At 64.9% G+C, this 17,491-nt stretch carries 20 protein-coding genes; 4 read left to right on the top strand and 16 right to left on the bottom strand.

The features are described from left to right. Window positions 1-3 precede the first annotated feature (3 nt). Window positions 4-2,022 carry a hypothetical protein gene (locus tag B5E42_RS01735; RefSeq protein ID WP_087236282.1) on the top strand — a complete coding sequence of 673 codons (2,019 nt, stop codon included), beginning with the start codon at window positions 4-6 and terminating at the stop codon, window positions 2,020-2,022. Between the two features lie 50 nt (window positions 2,023-2,072). Here B5E42_RS01735 and B5E42_RS01730 read toward each other — a convergent pair whose 3' ends face one another. The 5 genes from B5E42_RS01730 to B5E42_RS01710 all read right to left on the bottom strand — a co-directional run bounded on the left by B5E42_RS01730 (window position 2,073) and on the right by B5E42_RS01710 (window position 6,330). After that, entirely contained in the window at window positions 2,073-3,557 is a 1,485-nt protein-coding gene (locus B5E42_RS01730; protein ID WP_087236280.1) for a lysozyme inhibitor LprI family protein, read from the bottom strand. A 109-nt stretch (window positions 3,558-3,666) separates the two neighbouring features. After that, window positions 3,667-4,290, bottom strand: a complete 624-nt coding sequence (locus B5E42_RS01725; protein WP_087236278.1) for a GNAT family N-acetyltransferase — start codon at window positions 4,288-4,290, stop codon at window positions 3,667-3,669. Between the two features lie 73 nt (window positions 4,291-4,363). Next, window positions 4,364-4,558 carry a helix-turn-helix transcriptional regulator gene (locus tag B5E42_RS01720; protein ID WP_087236275.1) on the bottom strand — a complete coding sequence of 65 codons (195 nt, stop codon included), beginning with the start codon at window positions 4,556-4,558 and terminating at the stop codon, window positions 4,364-4,366. Then, complete coding sequence (locus tag B5E42_RS01715; protein ID WP_087236274.1) at window positions 4,555-4,860, bottom strand: hypothetical protein; 306 nt, start codon at window positions 4,858-4,860, stop codon at window positions 4,555-4,557. Before B5E42_RS01715 ends, B5E42_RS01720 begins: the two co-directional genes overlap by 4 nt. A gap of 84 nt (window positions 4,861-4,944) precedes the next feature. After that, complete coding sequence (locus B5E42_RS01710) at window positions 4,945-6,330, bottom strand: sodium:alanine symporter family protein (protein WP_087236271.1); 1,386 nt, start codon at window positions 6,328-6,330, stop codon at window positions 4,945-4,947. A 150-nt stretch (window positions 6,331-6,480) separates the two neighbouring features. On the opposite strand from B5E42_RS01710, the gene B5E42_RS01705 reads away from it, so the two are divergent. Next, a complete protein-coding gene (locus B5E42_RS01705; protein WP_191379902.1) occupies window positions 6,481-6,678 on the top strand; it encodes a hypothetical protein in 198 nt (65 codons plus the stop codon). A 120-nt stretch (window positions 6,679-6,798) separates the two neighbouring features. Here the strand turns inward: B5E42_RS01705 and B5E42_RS01700 are convergent, their stop codons facing one another. Next, on the bottom strand, window positions 6,799-7,140 hold the full coding sequence (locus B5E42_RS01700; RefSeq protein WP_087236269.1) for a helix-turn-helix domain-containing protein: 342 nt from the start codon (window positions 7,138-7,140) through the stop codon (window positions 6,799-6,801). Between the two features lie 115 nt (window positions 7,141-7,255). Here B5E42_RS01700 and B5E42_RS01695 point away from each other — a divergent pair, with 115 nt between their 5' ends. Beyond that, a complete protein-coding gene (locus B5E42_RS01695; protein WP_087236266.1) occupies window positions 7,256-7,867 on the top strand; it encodes a LysE family transporter in 612 nt (203 codons plus the stop codon). 80 nt (window positions 7,868-7,947) lie between these two features. Here the strand turns inward: B5E42_RS01695 and pepT are convergent, their stop codons facing one another. Further along, complete coding sequence (gene pepT, locus B5E42_RS01690; protein ID WP_087236264.1) at window positions 7,948-9,162, bottom strand: peptidase T; 1,215 nt, start codon at window positions 9,160-9,162, stop codon at window positions 7,948-7,950. Between the two features lie 95 nt (window positions 9,163-9,257). On the opposite strand from pepT, the gene B5E42_RS01685 reads away from it, so the two are divergent. Continuing rightward, complete coding sequence (locus B5E42_RS01685; protein ID WP_087236262.1) at window positions 9,258-10,187, top strand: alpha/beta hydrolase; 930 nt, start codon at window positions 9,258-9,260, stop codon at window positions 10,185-10,187. 61 nt (window positions 10,188-10,248) lie between these two features. Here B5E42_RS01685 and B5E42_RS01680 read toward each other — a convergent pair whose 3' ends face one another. The 9 genes from B5E42_RS01680 to B5E42_RS01640 all read right to left on the bottom strand — a co-directional run bounded on the left by B5E42_RS01680 (window position 10,249) and on the right by B5E42_RS01640 (window position 17,458). Beyond that, window positions 10,249-10,599, bottom strand: coding sequence for an arsenate reductase family protein (locus tag B5E42_RS01680; protein ID WP_087236260.1), 351 nt, complete (start codon window positions 10,597-10,599; stop codon window positions 10,249-10,251). A gap of 375 nt (window positions 10,600-10,974) precedes the next feature. Next, window positions 10,975-11,334, bottom strand: coding sequence for a ribosome silencing factor (gene rsfS, locus B5E42_RS01675; RefSeq protein ID WP_087236258.1), 360 nt, complete (start codon window positions 11,332-11,334; stop codon window positions 10,975-10,977). Window positions 11,335-11,548: 214 nt separating this feature from the next. Continuing rightward, a complete protein-coding gene (locus B5E42_RS19935) occupies window positions 11,549-12,823 on the bottom strand; it encodes an LCP family protein (protein ID WP_275535621.1) in 1,275 nt (424 codons plus the stop codon). Then, on the bottom strand, window positions 12,823-14,055 hold the full coding sequence (gene nadD / locus B5E42_RS01665; RefSeq protein WP_242966979.1) for a nicotinate (nicotinamide) nucleotide adenylyltransferase: 1,233 nt from the start codon (window positions 14,053-14,055) through the stop codon (window positions 12,823-12,825). Before nadD ends, B5E42_RS19935 begins: the two co-directional genes overlap by 1 nt. Next, window positions 14,052-14,378 (bottom strand): ribosome assembly RNA-binding protein YhbY, encoded by a 327-nt coding sequence (gene yhbY, locus B5E42_RS01660; RefSeq protein ID WP_087236256.1) that lies wholly within the window; start codon window positions 14,376-14,378, stop codon window positions 14,052-14,054. The genes nadD and yhbY overlap by 4 nt, the downstream gene beginning before the upstream one ends. A gap of 169 nt (window positions 14,379-14,547) precedes the next feature. Next, window positions 14,548-15,138: an XTP/dITP diphosphatase gene (locus B5E42_RS01655; RefSeq protein WP_087236254.1), complete on the bottom strand. Its 591-nt coding sequence runs from the start codon at window positions 15,136-15,138 to the stop codon at window positions 14,548-14,550. A gap of 5 nt (window positions 15,139-15,143) precedes the next feature. Continuing rightward, window positions 15,144-15,860, bottom strand: a complete 717-nt coding sequence (gene rph / locus B5E42_RS01650) for a ribonuclease PH (protein WP_087236252.1) — start codon at window positions 15,858-15,860, stop codon at window positions 15,144-15,146. A 153-nt stretch (window positions 15,861-16,013) separates the two neighbouring features. Continuing rightward, window positions 16,014-16,913, bottom strand: a complete 900-nt coding sequence (ftsY, locus tag B5E42_RS01645) for a signal recognition particle-docking protein FtsY (protein ID WP_087236250.1) — start codon at window positions 16,911-16,913, stop codon at window positions 16,014-16,016. Then, entirely contained in the window at window positions 16,880-17,458 is a 579-nt protein-coding gene (locus B5E42_RS01640; RefSeq protein ID WP_087236248.1) for a transposase, read from the bottom strand. The genes ftsY and B5E42_RS01640 overlap by 34 nt, the downstream gene beginning before the upstream one ends. Between the last annotated feature and the right edge of the window lie 33 nt (window positions 17,459-17,491).

Below are 17,491 nucleotides of genomic sequence, written 5' to 3'. Positions count from 1 at the left end.
GACATGAAAAAAAACATCCTGTTCCAGGGCCTGGCCGGGCTGGCAGCGTGGGGCTGCCTGTCCGGCCTGGCCTTGGTGCGCTTTTGGGCCGTTCTGTACGGGCACCTCCCCGGGGAGCTGATTCTGGCCGCCGCCGTGGTGCTCTCCGGCGCGGCGGTGCTGGCCGTGTGGAAGCTGGGGCTGGCGCCCCGGCTGCTCCTCCCCTTCGGCCCCACCTGGAAAACCGCCCTGGCCGGCGGGGCCGCCTTTGCGCTGGGGGCCCTGCTGGACACCAGCTACAGCATGTTTGACGCCGGCGGCATGCTCATCGGTACCGCCCCTTTCCGGCTGGCCTGCGCCCTGGGCAGCGGCCTGATGCTCTCCGCCGTCGTGCTGGCCCTGTGCACCGCCCTGCGGCAGTTCGGCCCCCTGCACCTGTCCTGCGGGAAAACCATGCTGGTGCTGATCCTGGCGGTCAACATCCTTACCGCCCTGTACAGCGCGGGCAGCGCCACCATCTACTACTGGGACAGCAACATCTACTGGAACTCCAGCACCCTGCTGGCGGGGCAGCCGCTGGATCTGGCCCAGGTGCGGCTGGTGCTGGAGAGCGTGATCACCTCGGAGTACAACTACCTGCTCTCCTGGCCCATCTCCCTGGTGATGCGCGTGCTGGGCACCGGGCGGTATGTCTACAACTTCGTCATCGCCAACCTGTACGTCCTCCCCGCCCTGGCGGGCATGCTGGCCCTGGGGCGGCGGGTGCGCCGCGGCGGCGTGCTGCTGGTCTGCGCCACCCCCATGCTGCTCTACACCGCCCTCACCGGCTTTGTGGACGTGGCGGCGGCCGGCGCGGGCATCTGGGCCTTCGTCATCTATACCGACGAGCGCCGCCCCCAGTGGGCCCGGGGCATCCTCACCGGCGCCCTGCTCACCCTGGTGTTCCTGCTGCGGCGGTACTTTTTCTTCTTCACCGTATCCTTCGGACTGGCGGCCCTGCTCGCCCTGGCGGTGCGGCGGAGCCAGTGGAAGTCCTTTGTGGCTCTGTGCGCCTCCGGCGCGGTATGTTCCCTCTTCTTCGGGCAGAGCTTCCTGGTGTCGCAGGTGCTGGGAGGCAGCTACTTCGACACCTACTCCGCCTACAACCAGGGCCGGTGGGTGGACGCGGTAATGCTGTGCCGCTATTTCGGCTGGATTCTTATGGCGGCAGCCCTGGCGGCGGTGGTGTGGGCCCTGCTCCGGCGGCCAAAGGCCCGGTACGCCGCCCTGCTCACCCTGGTGCAGCCGGTGCTGTGCCTGTTCCTCTTCACCAGGGTGCAGTCCCACGGGCAGCAGCATCTGCTCCTCTACCTGCCCGCTCTGTGCGCCGCCCTGGCCCTGGGGCTGGAGGCCCTGCCCCAGGCGAGGCCCGCCAAAATCGGGGCCTGGGCCCTGTCCCTGTGTGTGCTGGGCAGCTCCTTCCTCCCCCGGGAGCAGCCCTCCAGCCCCCAGGAGATCACCACTCTCTCCCCCCTGCCCACCTTCACCTATGTGCCGCCCCAGCGGGAGGACATCGCCCAGCTGGTGGCCCTGCGGGTGTACGTGGACAGCCTGTCGGCGGAGGAGCCCAGGACGGCGGCCATCATCTCCTCCTCCTTCACCTTCAACTCCAGCATCTACGACACCACCCTGCGCTCGGTGGGCATCCCGGAGCCGGAGAGCCCCAAGACCTCCATCACCTATTTTGCCACGGTGGACAAGCGGGACGGCTTCTCGTGGAACGCCCTCACCGCCGACTACCTGATCGTGGCCGACCCCGTCCAGTACCATCTGGGGGCGGACAACCAGCACCTGGTCACCGTGCTGGCCGGGCCGGTGCTGGAGGGCACCGGCATCGGCACGGCCTATGAGCGGCTGGACGTATCCTTCCACCTCAAGGACGGGGTGACGGTGTATATCTACGAGCGCACCCGGGACATCACGGCGGAGGAGTACCGGGCCATCTCCGACGAGCTCACCGCCCTCTACCCGGAGTACGCGGAACAGTACCGCTCGCCGGTATAACCCAGGTAAATCAACAGCGCGGATGGGCGTCACCCCATCCGCGCTGTTTCCTATGTCTCGTCCAGCCAGTCCAACAGCTCGTAGACCCGATCCCGGGTCAGTTCCGCCGCCGCCATGTCCTCCGCCGCGGCCTGGGTGCAGCCCTCGTGGGGGCCGGCCCCGGCCTGGGTCACCTGCTCCTCCTTCCGGGCGACCCAAGCCTCCTGTTCCGCTGTCAGGGGCTCCAGCTCCGCCGGATCCAGCCGCTGCTCCAGACAGTTCCACAGGTCGTTGAGCTGGTCATCCCACAGTTCAAGCATCCGCGCGGCCTTTTCCTCACACACCCACTGGTCGAACTCTCCGCTGGTGATCTCCGTCTCCAGCTCGGCGGCGTAGGGCTCCACCCACCCCTCCAGGCTCTCCCGGATGCTCTCCAGCCGGTCGTAGCTGGAGAAGCCCTGCTGGTGTACCGCATTGTTCAGGGCATAGAAGGGCAGCTCGTCCCTGGTGTTTTCGCTGTACCCCACCCAGCTCCGGAACTCCTGGGGCAGCTGGCCCAGGGGCGCGCCGGGCAGATAGATCAGGATGTCCTCCGCGTCCTCCAGGCCGTAGGGGTCGGTATAGCAGTACTGGGTGCCGTCGATGACCTCCTCGGTGCCCGCCTCCTTCTCGTAGGCGATCTCGTCGATGCGCACCGAGTAGGTGTAGTCGTTCACCCGCACCGGCTGGGTGAACTGCCCGGTGAAGTCACAGCGATACTGGACGCCGTGTTCGCCGCTTCCCATGTCGCTGTCGCTATACGTGCCGGAGAAGCTCCCGTACACGTCGATATGCAGAATCGTGCGCCACCCTCCCGCGCCGCTGGCAAAGTAGAACTCCAGATCCTTGAGTTGGGAAAAGAGGGGGTCTGCTGCCGCAGGCTGGGCGGCGGCCGGGTCATCGACCGGCTCCTGCACCGGATCTCCCCGGAAGCCCGCAAGGCGGGCCTCGCTGTACAGACCGTAGAAGGGCAGCTCCTCCTCCGCGGTGTCATCAGACCCCATCACCCAGCCGAGGAATCCCTCCGGCAGCTCTGCCATGGGCGCGCCGGGCAGGTAAATCAGCAGCTCCCCCGTGTCCTCCAGGCCCCGGGGCTCTGTGAAATAGTAATGGATGCCGTCGGCATATTCGTCCGTGCCCGGCTCCCGCTGGTACTCGATGTGTTCGATGCCCACGGAGTAGGTGTAGTCGTTCACCCGCACGGGCTGGGCAAGCTGGCCGGAAAATTCGCAGCATTCACACACAGCCTGGGTTCCGCTTTCGCTCTCCTCCCATTCTGAATCGCTGAAGGAGCCCGAAAAGCTCCCGTCCGGCTGGATGGTCAGCACCGTGCCCCAGCCGCTCGCGCCGCTGGCATGGACAAACCGGCACGCCTGGAGATCTGCGAAGGTGAAGTCCGCCTCCGCCGTCTCCAAGGGAGTCGGGGACTGGGGAGGGGCGGCGGACTCCCCGCAGGCGGAGAGGGAGAGGGCCAGGGCGGCCGCCAGGGTCAGGGCTGTCAATTTCTTTCTGTTCACGAACTGCACCTCCATGGAGACCGCATCTGCCGCGGCCCTTTTAAGAAGAGGATAGCATTTCGATTTACATAATTCTTCTATTCCTGTTGACAATCCGGTTACAGTCCGGTTACGGCCGCCCCGCCACCGCCTCGATCCCCAGGGCCCGCAGCTCCGGCCCGGTCAGCGCCGGGAAGGGGCGCACCGGGGCCGGGTTTGGAACGTGGGGGGCGAGCAGCTTCTCCATCCACGCCATGTGGTACCACCGGCCGAATTTATAGCCGCACTTGTGGAACTCCCCCACCATGCGGTAGCCCATGTGGGTGTGGAACTCCACGCTGTTGTCGGTGAGATGCTCGTCCGCCTCCCCCGCCGGGCGGCCAATGCAGGCCTCCAGGTTGGTGAGGTTCTGGGCCCGGGCGATCCCCTCGATGGCCCCATACAGGGCGCGGCCCAGCCCCAGCCCCCTGCTGTCCATCCGCAGGTAGATGGAGGTCTCCGCCGCCCACTGGTAGGCGGCCCGGCCCACGAAGGGGCTGAGATAGGCGTAGCCCAGCAGCTCGCCGCCCCCCTCCGCCGTCAGGTAGGGGTATCTTTGCAGGGTGCGGGTGATCCGCCCCCGGAACTCCTCCAGGGTGGGCACGTCGTACTCAAAGGTGATGGCGGTGCCCTCCACATAGGGGGTATAGATGGCCAGCAGCTGCGCCGCGTCCTCCGGCGCGGCCACCCGGATGCGGATGTTCTCGTCTCTCATGGCGGTTTTCCTCCCAGTTTGCTTTTTCCCATACGCGCCAGAGGCGCGCCCCCTGCCGGCGGGCGCGCCTCTGCTACCCCTCCAGGGTGAACAGCTCCTCCACCGGAACCTCCAGCAGGCGGGCCAGCTTCATCCCCAGGGCCAGGGTTGGGTCGTACTTGTCGTTCTCGATGGCGTTGATGGTCTGCCGGGTCACCCCCAGCAGCTTGGCCACGTCCTCCTGCCGCAGGCCCCTGGCCTTGCGCAGCTCCTTGACCTTGTTCCTCATACGCCCAGCGCCAGCAGCACGCCGAAGAGCACCAGGGCGGCGGTGAGGATCATCCAGATCACCACCTCCCGCTTCACCCGGTCATCCCCCACCCGGGCCCGGCCGAGCCACTGGGCCAGGCAGAAGATCACCACCTGGGCCCCCAGCAGGAAGGCGGGCAGGCTGGTGTCCCCGCCCTGGATCAGCTCCCACACCTCCCAGAGAAACAGGGCGATGACCAGGAAAACCCAGGCCGCCCGGCAGGCCCGCAGGGTGATCTGCTGCTCCATCTCGTCCATCTTTTGGAATCCGAAGTTTTTCATGGCGTGCACCCCCTAAATGTCAAAGCCTTTTTACATTTAGGAGGATACACCCATACGCCCAAAATGTCAAGAACTTTTGACTTTTTATTTGTCCACGCAGGGGATCTCCGTCTTGTCCACCTCGTCCAGGTTGTTTAAGTAGTGCCTGGTCTCTTTGGCGATCACGCCGGAGAGCAGCAGCACGGCGATCAGGTTGGGGATGGCCATGAGGGCGTTGAGGATGTCGGCGATAGTCCACACCAGATCCAGGGCCAGCACCGGGCCCACCACCACAACCGCCACGAAGATCAGCTTGTAGGGCAGCAGGGACTTCTTCCCCCACAGGTACTGGGCACACCGCTCACCGTAGTAAGACCAGCCCAGGATGGTGGACCAGGCGAAGGTGATGATGCCCACCACCAGGATGATGGGGCCCAGCACGGGGATCTGGGAGAAGGCCAGAGTGGTGAGCTGGCCGCCGTCGGTAACGCTGTCCATGTTGATGCTGGGGTTCTTCATGATGGTGGTCACCAGCACCAGGCCGGTCATGAGGCACACCACCACGGTGTCCCAGAAGGTGCCGGTGGCGGACACCAGGGCCTGCCGCACCGGGTTGCGGGTCTGGGCGGCGGAGGCCACCAGGGGGGCGGAGCCCATGCCCGACTCGTTGGAGAACAGGCCCCGGGCCACGCCGAAGCGCAGGGCGATGAGCAGGCCCTGGCCCACCAGGCCGCCGGCCACCGCGCCGGGGGTGAAGGCCAGGCGGAGGATGGCCCCGATGGCAGGCAGGAGCGTGTCAAAATTGATGCCCAGGATGATGATGCAGCCCAGCACGTAGAAGATGGCCATGAAGGGCACCAGCTTCTCGCACACACTGGCGATGGACTGGATGCCGCCGATGATGACAATGGCGGTGAGGATGCCGCCCACGATGCCGATGGCAATAGGCGGGATGTGGAAGGGCACGTTGTTCTCAATGACCTCGGCGATGGCGTTGATCTGGGTGCCGCAGCCGATGCCGAAGGAGGCGATGGTGGCCAGCAGGGCAAAGGCCACCCCCAGCCATTTCAGGTTCAGCCCCCGCTCCAGGGCGTACATGGCGCCGCCCTGCATTTTGCCGTCCCTGGTACGCACCCGGTACTTGACGGCGATGAGGGACTCGGCGTACTTGGTGGCGATGCCGAACACGCCGGCGATCCAGCACCAGAACACCGCGCCGGGGCCGCCCAGGAAGATGGCGGTGCCCACACCGATGATGTTGCCCGTGCCGATGGTGGAGGCCAGGGCGGTGGTCAGGGCCTGGAACTGGCTCACGTCGCCGGGGGAATCCGGATCCTTGGTGACGGACAGCCGGATGCCGGTGAACAGCTTGCGCTGGATGAAGCCGGTGCGCACCGTCATAAACAGGTGGGTGCCCAGCAGCAGGACGATCATGGGAATGCCCCAGATAAAGTCGTCCAGCCAGTTGATGAAAGTCACAATTGCGTCCATGCTCTCTCCCCTTCTCTGAAGATTCTCTATCCAAACAGCCGCAGCAGCCCCGGGCCGCCGGCGGTTTGTAACCAGTTTGTTCTTGACTTTCTCCCCTCCCCATCCTATCATGAAGGCAGAAAGGGCCGGTCGGCCGGAAAGGAGTCCGTCATGAATATCTCATTCCCTGCGGAATGTCTGAAGGGCAGGCTCAATGCGGAGCTGCCGCCTCCAAACGACATGACCCGCGATGAGCGCTCCTGCCGCAAGCAGGCCCGGGAGGCCGAGTGGAAATTCCGGGTCTCCAAGGGCTATGTAAAGGACACCTTCTGGAGCCACCTGTGGTTCCGCATGACCCACAGATATTGAGCCATGACCCACGCCGCGGGCCTCTGCCCGCGGCGTTTTGCTGTGCTTTTGCACGGCAGGGCTTTGGGAGGCGCCGCTGCGTCTGCCTCTGCCCGCGGCGTGCCAATGGCGCATGAAGCTCTATGCCCGGACGGTCTGCACCGTCAGGCTCCAGTTGCCCAGCTCATCCAGAATGGGGATCAGCTGCCGGCAGGGCTCGGTGATCTCGTACTCCACCCGCACCGGCACCTCCAGATACTCCCGCCGCTTGACCAGCCCGTCCCCCTCCAGCTCCCGCAGGGCATTGGCCAGCACCGTGTTGGACACCCCGTCCAGGGTCTTTTTCAGCTGGTTATAGCGGGTGGGGCCGTTGTTGTAGAGGGAACAGAGTATCTGCATCTTCCACTTGCCGCCGATGAGGCCCATGGCCCGGTTCAGAGGGCAGGTCTCCATACAGGGGCAGTTGTCGTGTTCCATGGCCATCAGGTCAGTTCCTCCTTACCTGGTATGAAATTTCTGCGTCCTTGTCAATTTCCAGCATAGGTGCTATTATAATACTAAGTTCAGAAAAAGGAAAGACTTTAGGAGGAATTGTTCTATGCCGCCATATCTCCAGGGCCTGGGCATCGGTCTGGCCTACGTCGCACCCATTGGGATGCAGAACCTGTTCGTCATCAACTCCGCCCTGACCCAGCCCCGGCGGAAGGCCCTGCTCACCGCACTGATCGTCATCTTCTTCGACATCAGCCTGGCCCTGGCCTGCTTCTTCGGCATCGGCGCGCTGATGAGCCGGTTTGCCTGGCTCCAGATGGTCATTCTGCTGGTGGGCGGCGGCATCGTCATCTGGATCGGCATCGGCCTGCTGCGGGATCACCCAACCATGGACAACAGCGTGGACGTAAACATCCCCCTGCCCAAGATCGCCGCCAAGGCCTTCGTGGTCACCTGGTGCAACCCCCAGGCCCTCATCGACGGCACCATGCTCTTCGGCGGCTTCCACGCGGGAAACCCCAGCGCGGTGAGCACCCAGCTGATCCTGGGCTCCTCCTCCGCCTCCTTCCTGTGGTTCTTCGGCATCACGGTGCTGATCTCCTGCTTCTCCGCCAAGTTCAACGACAAGATCCTACGGGTCATCAACATCGTCTGCGGCGTCATCATCATCTTCTACGGCGCCAAGCTGCTGTTCCAGTTCTTCCAGATGATCCTGTAAGCTCCGCTTTGGTTGGGGAGCTATATGCGAGGGGCGGCCTCCGGCTTCGGAGGCCGCCCCTCGTTGGGCATTATTGTATTTTACTGGGCCGTCACCAGATTGACCAGCACCTGGGTCATCTGGTTCAGGGCGGCGGCGGGGATGTACTCGTGGACGCCGTGGAAGTTGACGCCGCCGGTGCACAGGTTGGGACAGGGCAGGCCCATATAGCTCAGCCGGGCACCGTCGGTGCCGCCCCGGATGGGCACCTCCACCGGGGTGATCCCGGCCGCCTCCATGGCCGCCCGGGCCCGGAGGATCAGGTACATGTGGGGCTCAATCTGCTCCTTCATGTTGTAGTAGGAGTCCTTCACCACCACCTCCACCGTGCCGGCGCCGTACTTCTGGTTGAGGAAGGCGGCAGCCTGGGCCAGGAACTGCTTGCGGGCCTCGAATCTGGCCCGGTCGTGGTCGCGGATGAGGTAGTGCAGCTCCGCCTCGGTCTCGTTGCCCTTCATATCGTGGAGGTGGTAGAAGCCCTCATACCCCTCGGTGTGGGCCGGGGTCTCGGCGGGGGGCAGCAGCCCGGCGTACTCCAGGGCGATGAGCAGGGCGTTCTTCATCTTGTTCTTGGCCGAGCCTGGGTGGATGTTCACGCCGCGGACAAACACCCCGGCGTTGGCGGCGTTGAAGTTCTCATACTCGATCTCCCCCAGCTCGCCGCCGTCCACGGTGTAGGCCACCGCCGCGCCGAAGCCCTCCACGTCGAAGCGGTCGGCCCCCTGGCCCACCTCCTCGTCGGGGGTGAAGCACACGGCGATGCGGCCGTGGGGCACCTCCGGGTGCTCGGCCAGGTAGGCCACGGCGGTCATGATCTCCGCCACGCCGGCCTTGTCGTCCGCCCCCAGCAGGGTGGTGCCGTCGGTGACGATCAGCTCCTGCCCCTGGTACTTCGCCAGGCTCTCAAATTCGGCGGCCCTCATGACGATGCCCTTCTCCTCGTTGAGGACGATGTCGCCCCCTTCGTAGCGGACAATGCGGGGGTTCACCCCGGCTCCCGGCGCGTCCGGGGAGGTGTCCATGTGGGCGATGAGTCCCACGCAGGGGATGCCCTCGCTGCCGGGGGTGGCGGGCAGCCAGGCGTATACATAGCCATGCTCGTCCATATGGGCCTTGTGGAGCCCCAGCTGGCCCAGCTCGTCGGCCAGCGCCTGGCCCAGCACCTTCTGCTTCTCGGTGGAGGGGGAGGTGTCGCTGTGCTCGTCGGACTGGGTGTCATAGGTCACATAGCGGAGAAAACGGTCAATGGCGTCCATAGCGCTCTTCCTTTCTCTTGACGGGGACGGCGTCTTGGGTTAGACTGTACCCAGAATCGGATAGCTTATTTTATCACAAAGGGAGCCCTATTTCCATGGTTACGACAGAAGAATTTCACTTTCCCTCCAGCGACGGGGTACATACCGTCGCCGCCGTCCGCTGGCTGCCTGCGGAGCGGCCCCGGGCGGTGGTGCAGCTGGTGCACGGCATCTCGGAGCATATGGGCCGCTACGCCCCCTTCGCCCGGTTCCTGGCGGAGCACGGCTTCGCCGTGGTGGGCCACGACCACCTGGGCCACGGCCGCACCGCCGCCGGCCCGGAGGAGTACGGCTGGTTCGGGGAGAAGGACGGCTGGAGGCACGTGGTGAAGGACGTGCGCGCCCTGCGGGAGCTGGCGGGGGCGGAGCACCCCGGCGTGCCCTATTTCCTCATGGGCCACTCCATGGGCTCCTTCGTGGTGCGGGGCTACCTCATGTTCTGGCCGGGCACCGTGGACGGGGCCATCCTCTCCGGCACCGGGCAGGAGCCGCCCCTCACCGTGGCGGCGGGGCGGGCCCTCTCCGCCCTGCTCATCCGCCTCAAGGGCTCCCGGGCCCGCAGCGGCCTGATGGACAGCCTCTCCGTGGGGCGGTACAACGGGCAGTTCAAGCCCGCCCGCACCTCGGCGGACTGGATCTCCCGGGACACCGCCGTGGTGGACGCCTACTGCGCCGACCCCCTGTGCCGCTTTCTCCCCACCGTGGGCATGTACCACGACATGATGGTGGGTCTTCAGCTGCTGGCTAAACCGGCCAACCTGCGACGGATGGATCCGGACACGCCGGTGTACTTCTTCTCCGGCGACCGGGATCCGGTGGGGGCCAACGGCGCGGGGGTGAAAAAGGTGGCCGGCTGGTTCAAGGACGCGGGGGTACGGGATCTCACCGTGAAGCTCTACCCGGAGGGGCGGCACGAGATGCTCAACGAGACCAACCGTCAGGAAGTCTGGGACGACGTGCTCTCCTGGCTGGAGAAGCATCTGTAGAGAAAACCAGCGGGCGCGGCAATGCCGCGCCCGTGCCGTTTTATCCGAGGAGGGGCGGCGGTCAACCCAGCCGCGCCTCCCATTCGCTCTCCTTGAAGCCCACCAGCACAAAGCCGTCCCCCACCAGGATGGGCCGCTTCACCAGCATGCCGTCGGTGGAGAGCAGGGCAAACTGCTCGTCCTCACTCATCTGGGGCAGCTTGTCCTTCAGGCCCAGGGCCTTGTACTGTAAGCCGCTGGTGTTGAAAAACCGCTTGAGGGGCAGGCCGCTGCGCTCATGCCACTGGCGCAGCTCCGCCTCGGTGGGGCGGTCGGTCTTGATGTCCCGCACGTCAAAGGTTAGGCCGCAGCCCTCCAGCCAGGCTTTTGCCTTCTGGCAGGTGGTGCACTTGGGGTAGCAAACAAAGAGCATGAAAATCCCTCCTGTCTCATTTGCTCTATCCTACCACATGCCCGGGCCGCTGAAAAGCCTGTTTCGCCAGAAAGCCGAAGAAATGCGGGAAAAGGGCCCCGGAACGTCGGTTCCGGGGCCCTCAGCGTCTCGAAAAAGTGGCTTCGCCACTTTTTCGAGAAAAGCTGCATGGCGGAATGGGCTCGATTTCTTGCGAAATTGTCACCCCTTCCGCCATGAGAAGTGTCATTTCCGACGCGCATGTCGCCGGAAATGACGGATTTTCATTTGATTCCTGCGGCTGCGGCCGCAGGAACTCTGCGAGGCGTTCCCTCACAGAAGTTTTTTTGACAGTCAGTGCCCCGGAACCGACGTTCCGGGGCACTGTCATACTCTTCAGTTCTCGGTCAGCACGCCGGTCAGATCCACCGGACTGGCGTCGCTCCAGAGGCGCTCCAGGTCGTAAAACTCCCGGGCCTCCTCGTTGAAGATGTGAACCACCACGGAGGAGAAGTCCAGCAGGATCCAGGTGCCGCCACGGTGGCCCTCCACGTGGTGGGGGGGCTCCCCGGCGTCCTTGAGCATCTTCTCACACACATCGGCCAGGGCCTTGATCTGGGTGGTGGAGGTGGCGGTGCAGAGGACAAAGTAGTCCGCCAGGGTGGTCAGGTGCCCGGTCTCCAGGCACTTGATATCCTGGCCCTTTTTGCTGTCCAGGGCCTTGACGGCGGCGATGGCGATCTCTTTGGGTGTCATTCGTGCGCTCCTTCCTATTCAATGGGCTCCATGCCCGGCCCGTACGCTCCGGCGTTGGGATCGGCGGTACCGGGGTTGCGGCGGGCTCGGAGTGGGGCGGGTCGGGGCGGTGCTCTCCGCCGGTTGTCCACCGGCACATCACTGCTGGCAGGGCTCTCGACGGCCGGCGGGTGGTCTCCACCGCCGGGGCGGCGTTCCGGCGCCGGGGTGGGCGTCACCTCCGGGATGGGGTCATGCCGGGGTGGTATCCGGACTCTCCACTGGGCTCTCCGACGGGGTGGCGTCGGGGGTGGGGTGGTGTGGTCTGGGTGGTGGTTCCGGAGCCGGAGCTGCTGCTGGAACTGCCGGAGCTGCTGGAACTGCCAATACTGGTCACCAGATCCAGATCGCTGAGGGAAATGTCCTCCTCGTAGGGGTTGAAGCCGTCGTTGATAGCCTCCACCAGCTGGCTGCCGATGGGGAGTACATGGGCTCCATCTCCGGCGTCCTTCCAGGGCATCGTCATGAAAGCCACATTGTCCATGTTCATGTTGCCGATGGCGGACTTGGCGAAATAGGCCATGTTGCCCACGCTCAGATCGGTGACCACATTCCGCTGGAAGATATCAATATATTCCAGCAGGTTGGGCAACAGCACGGAGGGCTGGAGGCACTTCTCGATCACCGCAGTCATGAAGGCCTGCTGGGTCTCGATGCGGCCCAGGTCGCCGTTGGCATAGCCGCTGTTGAGGATATGTCCGCTGTCGTCGCTGTTGTGCCGCCAGCGGAGCAGGCCCATGGCGTCGTTGCCGTCCAGCAGCTGGTAGCCTTCCTGCAAGTCGATCTTGAAATCCTGGGACAGGTCGTTGTAGTACATCCGCCGGGGGACATCGAAGTACACGCCGCCGATGGCATCCACCAGCTCGCCCACGGCCTCCCACTGGACGATCACATAGAAGTCGGGGGTGACGCCGGTGAGCTCCCCCACCTCCTCCTTCAGGGCCTCCATGCCGCTGTCGCCCGCTCCGGCCCGGTTGTAAACCGAGTTCAGAAGTACCCGCCGGCCGTTGTAGCGCACATAGGTGTCCCGGGGCAGGCTCATGACGTTGAGGGTCTGGTTGGGCACATCGTAGGCCGCCAGCATCATGGTGTCGGTGTTGCCGCCGCCGAAGGTGTCCTGCCCCACCAGCAGGAAGGTGTAGAACTGCTCCTTCCGGTTGGCGGCCAGGCCGGGGATCTCCTCCTTCACCTCATTGCCCTCGTCATCAATATAAGTGGTGGTGCGGGGCGTGGGGGTGGGCTCCGCCACATCGGGCGGGGCGCTGATGAAGTTGAAGATCACGAAGCCCGCCACGATGAGGGCGGCGATCACGGTAAGGACGATATAGAGGATGCGCAGCGCCTTCTGCTGCCTGGTGCGCTGGGGTCTGGGTTTTTTCTCCCGCTGGGGCTTCTCCGGCTTCTGGAGCCGGGAGCCGCCCCGGTGATTCTTTTTCTCTTCCGGGTTCATCAATCGACAGTTCCTTTCCTGTGGGTCTTGAGCCAATCTCTGGCCTTCACCGTATTGGGGTGTACCGGCAGGCCCCGCTCCGCCATCTCCTCTATGCTCATCTCACATCCGAGGCACACCGCCGCGTCCAGATCCTCATAGGCCAGCGCCCGCAGGCGCTCCACCCCCGGGAAGTCCCGGGTGGGCTCCATATAATCGGCGATGTACAGGATCTTCTCCAGCAGGCTCATGTCCGCCTTTCCGGTGGTGTGCCAGAAGATGGCGTCATAGATATCGTCGCTCACCCCATACACGTCCCGGGCCACACACGCGCCCGTCTTCGAGTGGAGGAGCTTTACCGCCTGCTGCTCCAAATCATCCAGTACGATACCATATTTTCTGCACAATTGCAACTGCTCTTCCATGTCCAGATACTTGGTGCAGTCGTGGAGGATGGCCGCCCGGCGGGCGTGCTCCTCATCGGCCCCCCAGCGGCGGGCCAGGCGGGCCGCCTCCCCCTCCGTCCCCTGGACGTGGGCGATGCGCTTGGCCTTGATCATGGAGTAGGAGCAGGCCCGCAGCTCCCGGTCGGGCAGGTGCTTCAGATCCCAGTGGACACCGTACAGCCCGCGGCGGATGATGTAGCCGTACACCGCCGGGGGCAGGTACTGCTGCCCCTCCCCCCTGGCCAGCAGCTCCCGCAGCTGGGTGGAGGACACGTCCACGATCTGGGGCAACTGGAGCACGCATGTCCTGGCCCCGAAGGTCTTTTGCAGGTACTCCGCCTGGATGGACAGGGCCTCCCCGCTGTCCGACTGGGTGCGGGCAAAGGTACACACCCCCGCCAGGCGGGTGATCACCTCCGGCTCCCGCCAGTACTGGAGGGTGAGGAACATGTCCGTGCCCATGAGCAGCCACAGCTCCGCCCCGGGGTACTGGGCGTGGAGCTGCTCCAGGGTGTCGGCGGTGTAGCTCTTGCCCGGGCGGGTGAACTCCATGTCGCTCACCCCCACCCGCTTGGGCATCAGCAGGCCGTCGGCGGCCAGCTCCACCATGGCCAGCCGCTCCTCCGGCGCCGGGGAGCCGGCGGGCAGGGCCTTGTGGGGCGGCGTGGCCGCCGGGACAAATTGCAGCGCGTCCAGCCCCAAGGCGTCCAGGGCCAGCCGGGCAGAGGTCAGGTGCCCCAGGTGGGGCGGGTTAAAGGTGCCGCCATAGATGCCAAGCTTCATGGTCTGCCCCTCCTGTTCGTTCATCCCTTGCGCTTCCTGTCCGTTACCAGCACGATCTTGTCCTTTTTGTCCTTCTTATGGGTTGGACGATATAACACGAATTTTGTTCCAATGACCTGCACCACCTGGCTGCGGGTCTTCTCCGCCAGCTCCTCCGCCGCCTCCCGGCTGGTGAGTAGGCTGTTCTCCAGCACCTTGCCCTTGATCAGCTCCCGGGCCTCCAGGGCGTCGTCGGCCTGCTTGGCCAGGTTGTCCCCGATGCCCTCCTTGCCCACGTGGAGGATGGTGTCGATGCTGTTGGCCAGCCCACGAAGCTGAGCGCGCTGCTTGCTTGTCAGTTCTTCCATGGATCGTTCTCCTTTTGTTTCTGTCTCCGGCTGCGCGTGCGCCCTGGCCTCCCCCTTTCAGGGGGAGGCTGTCAGCCGTAAGGCTGACGGATGGGGGTGACCTCCAGGATGGCTCCGGCTCCCTCATCCGGCGCTGCGCGCCGCCTTTCCCCCTGCGGGGGGAAGGCCGTTATTTCTTCAGGTATGTCTCCAGCTTCTCCCGGAAGGCCTTCAGGGCATTGCCCCGGTGGGAGATGGCGTTTTTCTCCTCCGGCGAGAGCTCCGCGAAGGTCTTTTTCAGGCCGGGGACGAAGAAGATGGGGTCGTAGCCGAAGCCGTCTTCCCCCTTGGGGGCGTAGGCCAGGGTGCCGGCACACTCCCCCCTGGCCTCCACCCTGTCCCCGTTGGGGAAGCAGCAGCAGATGGCCGAGACGAATTTGCACCGCCGGTCAAGCTGGCCCCGCATGTTCTCCAGCAGGAGCTTATACCGGCCCGCGTCGTCCAGCCCCGGCCCGCCGTAGCGGGCGGAGTACACGCCGGGGGCCCCGTTGAGGGCGTCCACGCACAGGCCGGAGTCGTCCGCGATGGCGGGCAGGCCGCTGGCCTCCATCACCGCGTGGGCCTTGAGGTAGGCGTTCTCCTCAAAGGTGGCGCCGGTCTCCTCCACGTCCACGTCGACCCCCACGTCGGACTCCAGCACCACCTCCATCCCCAGCTGGGAGAGGATGTCCTTCATCTCTACCAGCTTATGGGCGTTCTTGCTGGCCAATACCAATTTCATGCCGCTCAACCTCCCAGCACCTGTCTCTGGATGGCCTGGAGCTCCTTGATGCCCTTGGCGCAGAGATCCACCAGGGCCCGCTGCTCGTCCACGGTGAAGGGCCGGCCCTCGCCGGTGCCCTGGAGCTCCACCAGGTTCCCCTCCCCGGTCATGACGCAGTTGAGATCCACCTGGGCGTGGGAGTCCTCCTCGTAGCACAGATCCAGCATGGGCTCCTCCCCCACGATGCCGGCGGACACCGCCGCCACGCAGGTGGTCAGGGGCATCTCGGGCAGCACGCCGTCCGCCACCAGCTTGTGCAGGGCATAGCTCAGGGCCACAAAGCCGCCGGTGACCGAGGCGGTGCGGGTGCCGCCGTCCCCCTGGAGCACGTCGCAGTCCACGGTGATGGTGCGCTCGCCCAGCTTCTTCATGTCCACGCAGGCCCGCAGGGAGCGGCCGATGAGCCGCTGGATCTCCGCGGAGCGGGGAGAGAGCTTCAATTTGGAGATGTCCCGCTTGCTGCGCTCCCGGTTGGCCCGGGGCAGCATGGAGTACTCGGCGGTAACCCAGCCCTCCCCCTCGGGGACATGGGGCGGGGTGCGCTCCTCCACGCTGGCGCAGCAGAGCACATGGGTATTGCCGCAGCGGATCAGGCAGGAGCCCTCCGCGAATTTGTTGATGTTGGGGATGATCTCCACGGGCCGCAGCTGATCCGCCGCCCGGCCGTCGATTCTTGCCATGGTTACAACCTCCTTATATCGGGCTTCCCCCCTGTGGGGGGAAGCTGGCAGCCCGAAGGGCTGACTGATGAGGGGTACCGCCTGTCAACGCCCTCCCCCTCATCCGCCCCAGTGTGTACACTGTGGCACCTTCCCCCCACACGGGGGAAGGTTTTATACCAGTGCTTCGACGAAAGCCTCGGTCTCGAAGGGCATGAGATCGTCAATGCCCTCCCCCACGCCGATGTACTTCACCGGCACCTGGAGCTCCTGGGCGATGGCGATGACGATGCCGCCCTTGGCGGAGCCGTCCAGCTTGGTGAGCACGATGCCGGTGATGCCGGCGGCCTCCTTGAACTGCTTGGCCTGGATCAGGCCGTTCTGGCCGGTGGTGGCGTCCAGCACCAGCAGGGTCTCCCGGTCGCAGCCGGGCAGCTCCCGGTCTACCACCCGGGAGATCTTGTTCAGCTCGTTCATCAGGTTCTGCTTGTTGTGCAGCCGCCCGGCGGTGTCGATGAGCACCACGTCGGTGTTTCTCGCCCTGGCAGCGGTGAGGGCGTCAAACACCACGGCGGCGGGGTCGGCCCCCTCGTGCTGGCGCACCAACTCCACGCCGGAGCGCTGGCTCCAGATCTCCAACTGGTCGGCGGCGGCGGCCCGGAAGGTGTCCCCGGCGGCCATCAGCACCCGCCTGCCCTCCCCCTTCATCCGGGCGGCCAGCTTGCCGATGGTGGTGGTCTTGCCCACGCCGTTCACCCCGATGAACAGGGCCACCGACGGCGTGGTGGTCAGGTGGAGGGAGGGGTCGCCCACCTGGAGCATCTCGGTGAGCACCCGCCGCAGGCAGGCCCGGGCGGAGTCCATGTCCTTGATCTTCTCCGCCTTTACCCGCTTCCGCAGCTCCTCCACCGCCTTCAGGGTGGTGTCCACCCCCATGTCCCCCAGGATCAGGGTCTCCTCCAGCTCGTCGTAGAAGTCGTCGTCCAGCTCCCCGGCGAACAGCTGGTCAAAGGAGTGGCCGATGTTCTCCTTGGTGCGGGTCAGCCCCGCCTTGATCTTTTCAAAAAAGCCCATGTGGTTCCGGTTCCTTTCGTCGTGCAAACATAGTATTCATCCTCCGCCCACCGGGCGGGGTTTTGCTCCAGATAGCTCCAGTGGTTCAGGAAGTCGTTGTCGTCCCGGATGATGTGGTCGTGGTAGGATGTCTGCCAGAGAGGGCGGCCCTGTGTCCCGTTCCATTGGTTCCACCGTCTGGTCGTCAATGACTTGAATACCCGCATCACATCCACAATTCCGGAATCTTTTCCATCTGTAGGGCGGGGGCTTGCCCCCGCCGCCCTCAGGGAGAGAAGAAGGTGAATGTGGTTGGGCATGATAACGGATGCCTCTATCCATACTCTGGGAAACCGTTTAGGAAGATTCTCCATCTCCTCCGCCGCAATCCGGCCTGCCGTGAGGAGGCGGACTTCGGCGGGGGCAAGCCCCCGCCCTACGATCTCACTCAAGATGGGGGCGCGGTTCCTGGTGCAGATGGTCAGAAAATACACGCCGTTCCGGCTGTAATCATAGTCCCGCAGGCGGGGGTGCTTCCGGCTCGGAAGCTCCGGCCCTGTACCCATACGCCAGTCCCCTCCCTGCCAGAATAGCCATGC

Source organism: Flavonifractor sp. An10, from assembly GCF_002161215.1.
In the GTDB taxonomy this organism is placed as follows: domain Bacteria; phylum Bacillota; class Clostridia; order Oscillospirales; family Oscillospiraceae; genus Flavonifractor; species Flavonifractor avistercoris.
Note: the sequence above shows the minus strand (reverse complement) of the source record. Positions and strands in the feature narration are given on the sequence as shown.